The 1003-nt window shown below is 30.2% G+C and carries 1 protein-coding gene; it reads left to right on the forward strand.

All coding sequences use genetic code 11. The features are described from left to right. Positions 1 to 367: 367 nt before the first annotated feature. Positions 368 to 979, forward strand: coding sequence for a DUF981 family protein (locus tag DMP16_RS10195; protein WP_069282752.1), 612 nt, complete (start codon positions 368 to 370; stop codon positions 977 to 979). The last annotated feature ends 24 nt before the right edge of the window (positions 980 to 1003 follow it).

A 1003-nucleotide genomic window follows, 5' to 3' on the forward strand; every position in this document is an offset into this window, starting at 1 on the left:
TGAATATAATTTTAGAGGGTAAATTTGGAGAAACTGGAGAAAAGCGTGAACATAATAATATCTAATCTAAACATTATACCATAAATAGTTCGGAGGTATATTAAGATAGATCTTGTTAATAAAATAACACAAATGTCTAACTTTTTATAATGTTTTCCCGTGAGTAAGAGGGTGTTAATGAGATTTTTTAAAATAAAATAATAAAATATATTAAAATAATTTCTAATAAAATGTGTCACTATTGAAAGTATTTGTTAAAACAATATAATCAAATCTTGGACCACATAAAAGCAGAAGTACAAATGTATAAAAACATACATATCCTACTTATATCTTTCCTAAAGCATAATTATAATTGGTGATCAGGATGGCTTTATTCGTAGATATACTTACAAGCCAACTTGAAGCAATGGGAATAGCATTCTTAGTTTTAGCGTATGGTTTAATAAAGACTTACCGCGTTCATAGTACAGTTAGTGACTACAGAAACGCTTTACAGTCTATTTACGTTCCTTCACTTCTTCTAGGAGTATTTATTGCATTTACAGGATTTTATGGATTAATTGCATGGCCACTGGTTAGTAGTTATAATATATTATTCTATGACCTTTATCCAATACTTGGCATTGGTATAATTGGTATTGCAGTAAGTATTAAGTATAGTTATAAGCTAGAGATTTTAGGATTTATGGCACTCTTATATGGACTGATAACAATTTATTACGGCATAGTTGGTTTCCAGCATAATATGACTTTGGAACCTATTGCGTTACTTGCTCTATATGGATTAACTGGTCTATCTTCAATATTCTTTTATCCAGTCTCTCTATTCCTAGATCATGGCAAATATGGTAAGATATTCTTGGTCTTAGATGCTGTACTACTAATATTAGCTGGACTATTAGCTGGTTACATTGGTCTTGAGGCAGTACCAGAACACTTAGTAAGTTTCTCTAAGTGGGTTCCTCCAACTCTTTAATTATTATTTTTTATTAACTCTCAC

The organism is Sulfolobus sp. B1 (assembly GCF_007050195.1).
In the GTDB taxonomy this organism is placed as follows: domain Archaea; phylum Thermoproteota; class Thermoprotei_A; order Sulfolobales; family Sulfolobaceae; genus Saccharolobus.